Here is a 9983-nt window from a genome sequence, read left to right on the forward strand (position 1 = left end):
ACTGTTTACTGTTTACTGTTTACTGTTTACTGTTTACTGTTTACTGTTTACTGTTTACTGTTTACTGTTTACTGTTTACTGTTTACTGTTTACTGTTTACTGTTTACTGTTTACTGTTCACTGATTACTGTTTACTGATCACTGAAAAGCTTCCCACCTACTCTAAGAAAATTACACTTTCACCACGTTGCTAAAACGGATTTTCAGGTAATCATCTTCCATTTTTGCTCCAGAAGGTTTCAGGGCTGCTAAAGCTTGGGGCAAGACTAAATTACGACGGTGATTACCAATGCGAATATTTAACTCGTCTCCAGTTTTATTTAGTTGTATTTGTTCCTTGGGTATGCCGGGTAAATATAATTCCAGACTGTAATTATTTTCCTGTTGAACTACCCGAATGGTGTTTTCTTGGTAATAAACCTTAGTCGGATCTTCCTCGGCAAAAAGAGTTTCTTTCAGTCTTTCCAAAGCGGGTAAACCACACATTTCTTCGGAGTAGAGAGGAACTTCCTTAACCGGTAAAGGATGAAAATTATCGTAAATTTCCTGTTTATAAACCTGTTGATTTTCTTTCCAACGGGCAAAGAAAGGATCGGTTACTTTGTCGGGAATAATCCGATTGGCAATAATCAAATCGGTGGAAACATTATAGAGACTTAGATAGGCATGGGCGCGTAAAGACTCCTTAATCACCATTTTTTCGGGGTTTGTCACCAAACGTACCGAGGTTTGAGTATTATCGGTCAAAACCTTTTCTAAAGCCTCGATCTGCTCATAAAACTCGTAGGGAGCGTCCATAACTTCCTTGTCCGGTAGGGAAAAACCGGCGATCGGTCGAAATAAAGGTTCTACCAGTGGTCGCAATGCCATCGACATTCCCTGTAAAGGTTTGTAAAATCTTCTCATGTACCAACCGCCCACTTCTGGCAAACTCAGCAATCGTAAGGCTGTACCCGTGGGTGCGGAATCGATAATCAACACATCATAAGTACCCTCATCGTAGTGGCGCTTCATGCGAACTAAGCCGAAAATCTCATCCATTCCGGGTAAAATCGCTAATTCTTCCGCTTGCACTCCATCTAAACCCCTAGCTTGCAATACCTGAGTAATGTAACGTTTTACTGCGCCCCAGTTGCCTTCTAACTCCATTAGTGCATCTAATTCTGCCCCCCAAAGATGGGGGCGTACCAAACGAGGATCGTGACCTAATTCGAGATCGAAACTGTCAGCGAGAGAGTGAGCGGGATCGGTGCTGAGAACTAGGGTTTTATAGCCAAGTTCGGCGCAGCGGAGTCCTGTAGCGGCGGCGACGGAGGTTTTACCCACGCCTCCTTTACCGGTCATGAGAATTACACGCATGGGGGCTGATTCTAAGAAAGTTTACATTACTTATTCTCATTATGACGGGAAAGTTAACAAATTTAGGACAAGAATCAGCATTCTTGGCTATAAAATTCCACTCCCCGACCATCACCCCGGGGAATTAGGCTCTGTTCAAAAAATTGCTGACAGCGATTTTCAGCATCAGCGACGAGAACTTTGGCAAAATGACCGTTTTCGAGAACTTCTTGCCTCGGACGTTGTTCGTAGGCATAGATAATCAAAATATCTCCGGGTTGACAGAGCAGAGCCGCACCACCGTTGGGGCAGATTTCCCCGGTTTGGCCCGGAAAAACGTAGGTGGAAAAGCGCTTACCATTGCTAAGATTGACCACATCCACTTCTTCAAGGGGCAAAATACCGACCCGCTCAATCAATTCTCGATCGATAGTGATACTGCCGACATAATCGACGTTAGCCTCGCTGACGCGCACTCGATGGAGTTTGGCGTGCATTAATCGAATTGTTCCCATGTATTTTGTCCTATTTACCCCAATTACTTCAATTATTATGCTCTCCCAGTGGGAATGTTTACTAAAAAATCTCGGTCAATGGCAAGGTTCTTTTACCCGTCTGTCTCCTCAAGGCGATCTGATCGAAGATACCCCGACTTTGGTATCTTTGCAAGGCATTAATAATAATCGCTCAATTCGTCAATTGGTCCGCCGTTTCTACAGCGATCAAGTGCCGGAAGATTTGATTTTAGAGTATGGTTCTCTCAATCAGGGTATTCTATTTAGCCAGACGGGGGCCTTTTGCCAAGGTTCTCTATATTTTAGTAGTTTTTCCTCACAATTTGGCGCAGAATTTGGGTTAATCTCTGGGGAAAGACGATTAAGAATCGTACAGTTATTTAATGAACGCTGTGAGTTCGATCGCTTGACTTTAATTCGGGAAAAGTTAGTTGATTCTAGCTCCCCAGAAAGACCGATGTTAACGGTGGAGCAATTACTGGGTCAATGGCAAGGACAAGCGGTGACAACGGGACGCGATTTTTATAATTCTGCTGCCTATTCTACCCATGTATCTATCGAGTCTCAGGGGGATAATTATCTCTCGCAAACTTTGACTTTTGGCGATAATAAAATTACTTCTAGCGCTCGTATCGAGGGACAAAGATTGTTGTTTGAAAATAGTCCGCTGCCGATTCAAATCCTGCTGCTGCCCGATGGTTCTTCCTCTAATACACCTCTGAAAATTACTGCCGGTTATCCTTTTGTTTTAGAGGTGGGTTGGTTACTTTCTCCTACTCAAAGACAGCGCTTAATTCGTTCTTATAACGAGAAGGGAGAATGGACAGGTATTACTCTGGTGACAGAGGAAAAAGAAAGCTATTAGCCGTCAGCCATCAGCTAGATTGATAATAAAAAGGAAATTCACTAATTACACTGAAAAATATAGCGTTTCTGATCAAGATGAATCATAACTGGATTTGGCATCTTCTCCTTGCTCGGAGACTTGCCAAAACGACAACTTTGTACTTCACCAATAAGATAACTACTCTCAGAAGCTGAATGCTAAGGGCTAATTTATATAAGCAAAATTTATCAAAATCCCAATATACTTGAGAAGATTTAAATTTACATTCCTTCATCTTTACTTTTCTTAAAAAATAATTGAGAAAAATTCCTATTTGTCAACGAGATTGCAATAGTTACAGCCCGCTGCTAAAATCTAAGAATCGGGTTACTCTGTGCGTTTTTAGGCTTTGTGCCTTGAAACCCTTGCCACGTCTAGGATTACTAATTCGTCCCTGGGAAAAACTTGCCAAAAGATCCCTTGTCGAAAAAGATCTTTTGCCAAAAATATGTGTACTTATGTTAAAACGAAAAAGTTTTTTTGACAAAATGTACCAGATATGCTGCGAGAAAAGTCTCCAGATTAGCTACTGGGGATGGGAAACTGTTAACTATCTAGGGTTTGCAGCAAAAAGTTGGTTGGTGGGGGCGGGGGTGTGGAAGGAACCACACCAGACACAGAGGACACAAAGATTGATCGCTTCTATAGTAAGTTAAACTGATCACACCAAGAATAAGAGAGCCAATTTTGCCCCGATCGATCCAATCCCTGGCACTTTTTGGAAACCAAAAAGCCTAAAAATCTGATCCAACAAGGTTTTTAGATTTATCCAGCCGGACTTACCTTTTATTTGTCAGATTGATTGGATATGCCTAGGTTTTGCACGATCGATCGAAGGACCAATATCTTTAACCAAAAAGTAAATTATGCAAGATTTCTAAACGCTGGGCATCTTCACGAACAATAGCACCATAATAATTTTTCTTATTCTCTAGCCAGAGTAATTCAAACTCGATCGCCTTGGGCAAAGCTAAACTGAAATTATCCAAAGCTTGGGGACAATCAAAGATAACTTTGCGCGTCTCGAAGCAGTCAAAATGTCCTTGGCAGAACATTTTGAAAAACGGTAAAGAATGCAGTGACACCCCACCCCCAATGGCAACAGTCAAACCGGCAGCCTTAGCTTTTTTTGCCAAAGGTAAAGCCAGAGCCAAAATTTGCTCGCTATTCACATCCTGGCGAGTTAATCCCAAAGAACAGGCTAAATCCATCCGTCCGATCACGATACCATGGAGAGATTTTATCTCTGGAATCGCCAACATTTCCTGAAAATTCTCACAGGCAGTAATCGTTTCGATATTAACTAATAACTCCACATCTTCCACCCGTTGATCAGCTAAAACCCTCCTAGCTGCCCGCAGATATTTTTGTAAAGCGTAGGCTGTTTCTACCATGGGAGCAATCAAGCGATCGACTCCTAAATTAACCGCATCAAATATATCTCTGATCGCTTCGCAACCGGCGATTTTCAGATTAAAATCTACCCCCGCTTTCAGACTAATTTCTTTCAACCGCATCGCTTCCGTCAGTCGGGTTCCTTCCGTCTCGAATTCCGCTTTTACCCCTGAAACATGGTGATCTTCCCTGAGTTCTCTTAACAGTTGCACCATTTTTTTTTCTAAGGAATTCATGATTTTAATCGTTCAAAATCGCTAACTGCTAGAGGAGCCTTGTTGATTATAGCCGATCGGCGAAAAGCTGATAGCTGAGGACGAGGAGACCATAAAAATACCCTAAACAAAGGCACAAGAGTGACAAAATACCGGCATAATGAGCAAGGCCGTCTGATTTTTTTCTGGCCACATCCTTTCTATACTACATTCGTAATATAAGTAATTCTCTAGTTAGACTATGCGAACTCACTACTGTGGCGACCTTAGAGCGATCGAAATTGAAAAAAGTGTCACCCTCTTCGGTTGGGTCGATCGTCGTCGCGATCACGGTGGCGTTATTTTTATCGATCTGCGGGATCGCAGTGGTATTGTCCAGATCGTCAGTGATCCCCAACGAACCCCCGCTTCCTACCCCATCGCTGAAACCGTCAGAAACGAGTATGTCATCAAGGTGACGGGAACAGTCAGTCAAAGGCCTACCGAATCCCTTAACCCGCGCATTGCCACCGGAGAAATCGAAATTTACGCCACTAGCATCGAGATTCTCAATGGGGTTACTAAACAACTGCCTTTTGTCGTCTCTAGTTCCGAAAGTGAATCGGTACGAGAAGATGTGCGCTTGCGATACCGCTATCTAGACCTACGCCGGGAGCGTATGAGTCAGAATTTACAACTACGTCACCAAGTTGTCAAGGAAATGCGCCGTTTTCTCGAAGATGAACAGCATTTTATTGAAGTGGAAACGCCAATTTTAACTCGATCGACTCCCGAAGGGGCGCGGGATTATCTAGTTCCTTCCCGTGTCAACCCGGGCCAATGGTACGCTTTACCCCAATCACCGCAACTATTTAAGCAATTATTAATGGTGTCGGGAATGGATCGCTACTATCAAATCGCCCGCTGTTTCCGCGATGAAGATCTGCGCGCTGATCGTCAACCGGAATTTACTCAGTTGGACATGGAGATGAGTTTTCTCTCTTTACCTGAGATTTTAGCCCTGAATGAGGCTTTAATAGCTCATATCTTCAAAAAAGTCAAAAATATCGCTATAAGCCTACCCCTGCCCCGTTTAACCTATGCTGAGGCTATGGATCGCTATGGGATCGATCGCCCCGATACCCGTTTTGGCTTGGAATTGGTCAATGTGGCGGAGATTTTTGCCGATTCGGGATTTAAGGTGTTTTCAGGTGCGATCGCTAGTGGTGGGACGGTGAAAGTTTTACCGATTCCCAACGGTAACGAGGCGATTTCTAACGTCAGAATCAAACCGGGTGGGGATTTATTCAAAGAAGCCACCGACGCGGGTGCGAAGGGAATTGCCTACATCCGTGTGCGCGAAGACTACGATTTTGATACCATTGGTGCTATTAAAGATAACCTGACAGAGGCACAAAAACAGGCTTTAATCGAGAAGACTGGCGCAAAACCGGGGCATCTGCTCTTATTTGGGGCAGGAGATACCGATACAGTCAATAAATCCCTATCCCGCCTACGCTTAGTTTTAGGGGAACAATTGGGATTAATTGATCCTGAGAAAATCAACCTCCTCTGGGTGACGGATTTCCCGATGTTTGAATACAACACCGAGGAAAAACGCCTGGAAGCATTGCATCACCCCTTTACTGCCCCTAATCCCGAAGATTTAGACGATCTAGCCCACGCTCGCGCCCTAGCCTACGATATGATTTTTAATGGTATTGAAATCGGTGGCGGCAGTTTGCGGATCTATCAACGGGAAGTACAGGAAAAAGTCTTCGCTACCATCGGTCTATCCCGAGAGGAAGCCTATAATAAATTCGGCTTTTTGTTAGAAGCTTTTGAATACGGAACCCCTCCCCACGGTGGTATCGCCTACGGTTTAGATCGCTTGGTGATGTTGTTAGCCCGAGAAGAATCGATTCGCGATGTGATTGCTTTCCCGAAAACCCAGCAAGCTAGTTGTTTACTCACTTCTGCACCTTCGACAGTGGCAGCCAAGCAATTAAAAGAATTATCTGTTGCTTCTACCTACAAACCGCCATCCTAAGATTAAGGTGGGCAATGCCCACCTAATTTTTCAAAGTCTGCTGACACTAAGTTAAATTCTTTTCGTCCCTCACTTCATCCTCTTTGGCAGTGGCTAAAAATTCCTAGAGTTTAGTTTTGGGAACTAGGGGAAAAGTGCAGGGTAAGCGCATCTTAACAATCCTTGACAATTGTTAAGCAAAAATCGACCAAATGGGTCGAGTTCGCCCCTACAAAATCGACCCGCCTAAGGGCGGGAAAGAAAAGAAAAAAGAAAAAATAGGGAATGAGGGTAAAAGGGGAAAAAGGAAAAAGGGTTAGAGAGTTCTCCCGAAAACGCAGGCTACCCGAAAACCGTAATTGTTGATGCGGTTGACGCGGCGGAAGTAGTAGTCGTAGCGAATCGCGGAACGGCAGTAAGTAGGATTGTAGCCCCAGGAACCGCCCCGCAGAGGAGAACGATTATCATTACCATTTTCTATCCAGACACTGCCATCCGTCGGCGCACCGTCATAGTTATCGTGCCAAGTATCGGCGCACCACTCCCGGACATTGCCGTGCATATCGTACAGTCCAAAGGCGTTTGGGGGAAATTGTCCCACGGGAGTTGTTTCGTTTCGATATTCTCCGTTCGGTTCATCGGCGTAGGTATTACTGGCATTGTAGTTAGCCAATTCCCCCGTAATGGTTTCCCCAAAGTAAAACGGGGTGGTGGTTCCAGCACGACAAGCGTATTCCCATTCCGCTTCACTCGGTAGTCGGTATTCCCGAACCGTTAGTTTTGATAATCTCGCACAGAACTCGATCGCATCGTACCAGTTGACTTGTTCCACGGGACGGCGATCGCTATCGGGACGGTCTTTAAAATAGGCTGGCTTGAAATCAAGGTCTTGTTTAACTTTTAAATCCGTGCGAGAGGCGATCGCTTGCCACTGAGCTTGGGTGATGGGGTATTTACCCATAAAGAAGGGTGGGACAGTTACTTCATGTTGTGGTCTTTCCCTTCTAAATCCTTCCCAATTAAATTTTTTAACCAGTCTTTCGATTTCCTCATCTTCTGTTCCCATCAGGAAAGTTCCCCCCGGAATGGCGACCATTTCTAAGGTGATGCCTTTGCCCAGATCTTCCCTGAAATATTGGGACTGTTTCGACTCTTTTTTGATTTGCTCACCCTTCGCATTTACTCCCACCACCTCAAAGTTAAATACTGATAACAGTTGTTTTGGCTCTTCCGGTTCAAGCTTGAACTGATAGCCAATTGCTCTTTCTAGTTGCTCAAATCCGTCTTCTTCCCAATAATCAAGCCGGTGAATATCTCGCAGATTCAAGCTAACTTCTGCAAGTCGCAGATCAGGAATTTCGCATTCTTCTAACCTCATGGGAATAAAAAAAATTGTCCCCGGTAGCATCTCTCCCAAGGTATCAAGTGCAATCCTCAACTCCCGTTGGATGTATCCCTGTTTATTAGCCGATTTCGCTGACAGACAGGCGAGAAAAATCTGACTAGCTTTAATCGCTTTCGGAATTTCATCTCGCCAAATTTGACCCGGAATCAGGTCTTTTTTATCCAACCAAGGTTTATATCCCGCTTGCTTAAGGCGGTCATACAGTGCCAAAACTGCTGGTTTGTCCTCACTGGCATGGGCCAAGAAAATTTGGATCTCTGACTTTTTCATAACTTTTTCTTATGACCACAAGTAGGGGAGAGCCAGATTAACTGGCATAAAATCTCTAAATAAACCATTTAATTGATTATTACTCATTCTTAATTCTCCTGTCTCGGAGTCTCCTGTCTCGGAGTCTCCTGACTACTGCCTACTGAATCCTCACCAACCACGACAATTTGGGATTTTTACAGTAAGTCCACTTTCTCACTTTCCCCACCCGTGACCTTTTTCCGTTAGATTATAAATGGATACAAAACTTAACATTTTATCCAGAATCTACCGAGAGGGCAGACCGTGCGGCCAGATACCCTAGAAAATAACCAGCATTCAGCCGATAATTCGCTAGTTCCCGAAGAAATCGCATTTAATCCCGAAATTGAGCCAGAGAAAACCGAATACTCGCCAAAACCGACAAAAACCAACTCTTGGCTATCGGGAGGACGGGGTTTATTTATCGGTGTGGGATTGGGGGTTTTATTGACCCTAGGGGCGACTCGTTTCGCTAATCGACCCCAAACAGCCCAAAACCCCAATACTCAGCCCGTAGCGGCAAAAAATGAAGCACCAGCACAAACAGTAACCACCACTAGGGTAGAATTTACTCCCGTGGCCCGCACCTTGAAAGCGACTGGAAGCGTGGCAGCCTATGAATTAATCCCGATTCTTTCCCAAGCGACAGGACTACAAATCAAAGAAATCTTTGTGGATGAAGGGGATAGGGTCAGCCAAGGTCAAATTTTGGCTCGTCTCGATGATAGCGTCCTGCAAGCGCAATTAACCCAAGCACAGGCAAATGTCGCCCAATCCCGGGCGCGTTTGGCAGAATTGCAAGCAGGTAGCCGTAAAGAGGAGATCGCTGGAGCTAAACAAACTATTCAACGCATAAAAGCCGAAATTAGTCAAGCTCAATCGGATTGGGATTTGGCTAAAAAACGCGTCCAGAGAAACCAAAGTTTAGAAGCGGAAGGAGCGATCGCCCGGGATCGTCTCGATGAAGTCCTCAATGAAGAAAGAAACCAAGCGGCGATCGTACAACAGACCCAATCCCGTTTAGGAGAAGCAGAGCAGCAACTGGCACAATTGCAAGCGGGTAATCGTCCCGAAGTGATTGCCCAAGCTACAGCCCAATTAGCGGAGGCTCAAAGCCGTTTAGCCATAGTTAAAGCCCAATTAAACGAGACGCGCCTGATTTCCCCGGTCAGTGGCAAAATTGCCGAAAGAAATGGCCGCATCGGGGACACCACCAACGGTCAAAATGCTCTCTTTAAAATCATCGAAAATGGGCGTTTAGAGCTAAGATTACGGGTTCCTGAGAATCAATTGCCCTTAATCCGCGTCGGAGCGCCCGTTACTATCACTTCCGATGCTAATACCAGTCTGAAACTATCGGGACAGGTGCGCGAAATTAATCCCATCGTCGATGAGGCATCCCGTCAAGCAACAGTGGAAGTCGATTTAACCGACAATACAGGATTAAAACCGGGGATGTTTTTACGAGGTGCGATCGTAACGAATACTAGCAACAGTTTAACCGTCCCCATGACCGCGGTTTTACCCCAAAAAGATAATCAAGCTCTAGTTTATTTAGTGGGACCTGATAACACCGTCACCGCCAAAACTGTGCAATTAGGTCAAATTATGCCGAATAATCGCGTGGAAATTCTCACCGGTTTACAAGCGGGCGATCGCATTGTGGTCAAAGGGGCAGCCTATCTCGGTGATGGCGACAAAATTACAGTAATCAGTAATCAGTGATCAGTAATCAGTAAACAGTAATCAGTAAACAGTAAACAGGTATAAAGATATAGCGCTTTTCACGTTACTGAGGTATCAACAAGTTTTGCCAACAAAGGGTTTAAGCCCCTTGCCCATACCTCATTCTGATGAAAACTGCTATAAAGATAACTAACTAATTAACTTAAAACTTACATCTGATAACTGATAACTGATAACTGATAAC

General features: G+C 44.4%; 7 protein-coding genes. 3 read left to right on the plus strand and 4 right to left on the minus strand.

The genetic code is table 11. The features are described 5' to 3' along the window. Positions 1-171 precede the first annotated feature (171 nt). Both IM319_RS17680 and panD read right to left on the minus strand, forming a co-directional pair. Positions 172-1359, minus strand: coding sequence for a TRC40/GET3/ArsA family transport-energizing ATPase (locus IM319_RS17680; protein WP_286826316.1), 1188 nt, complete (start codon positions 1357-1359; stop codon positions 172-174). Positions 1360-1433: 74 nt separating this feature from the next. After that, positions 1434-1853, minus strand: coding sequence for an aspartate 1-decarboxylase (gene panD / locus IM319_RS17685; RefSeq protein WP_052277873.1), 420 nt, complete (start codon positions 1851-1853; stop codon positions 1434-1436). 37 nt (positions 1854-1890) lie between these two features. On the opposite strand from panD, the gene IM319_RS17690 reads away from it, so the two are divergent. Further along, positions 1891-2718, plus strand: coding sequence for a DUF3598 family protein (locus tag IM319_RS17690; RefSeq protein ID WP_287736455.1), 828 nt, complete (start codon positions 1891-1893; stop codon positions 2716-2718). An 869-nt stretch (positions 2719-3587) separates the two neighbouring features. On the opposite strand, the gene IM319_RS17695 is transcribed toward IM319_RS17690, so the two are convergent. Beyond that, entirely contained in the window at positions 3588-4370 is a 783-nt protein-coding gene (locus IM319_RS17695; protein ID WP_287736451.1) for an aldolase/citrate lyase family protein, read from the minus strand. A gap of 220 nt (positions 4371-4590) precedes the next feature. On the opposite strand from IM319_RS17695, the gene aspS reads away from it, so the two are divergent. Further along, complete coding sequence (gene aspS / locus IM319_RS17700) at positions 4591-6378, plus strand: aspartate--tRNA ligase (protein WP_287736452.1); 1788 nt, start codon at positions 4591-4593, stop codon at positions 6376-6378. A 295-nt stretch (positions 6379-6673) separates the two neighbouring features. Here the strand turns inward: aspS and IM319_RS17705 are convergent, their stop codons facing one another. Then, the gene (locus tag IM319_RS17705) at positions 6674-8032 is read right to left on the minus strand and encodes an SUMF1/EgtB/PvdO family nonheme iron enzyme (RefSeq protein WP_287736453.1); all 1359 of its coding nucleotides are present in this window, start codon (positions 8030-8032) and stop codon (positions 6674-6676) included. Positions 8033-8317: 285 nt separating this feature from the next. On the opposite strand from IM319_RS17705, the gene IM319_RS17710 reads away from it, so the two are divergent. After that, positions 8318-9778 (plus strand): efflux RND transporter periplasmic adaptor subunit, encoded by a 1461-nt coding sequence (locus IM319_RS17710; RefSeq protein ID WP_287736454.1) that lies wholly within the window; start codon positions 8318-8320, stop codon positions 9776-9778. Positions 9779-9983: the final 205 nt, after the last annotated feature.

This window comes from Microcystis sp. M113S1 (genome assembly GCF_020246945.1).
Lineage (GTDB): Bacteria > Cyanobacteriota > Cyanobacteriia > Cyanobacteriales > Microcystaceae > Microcystis.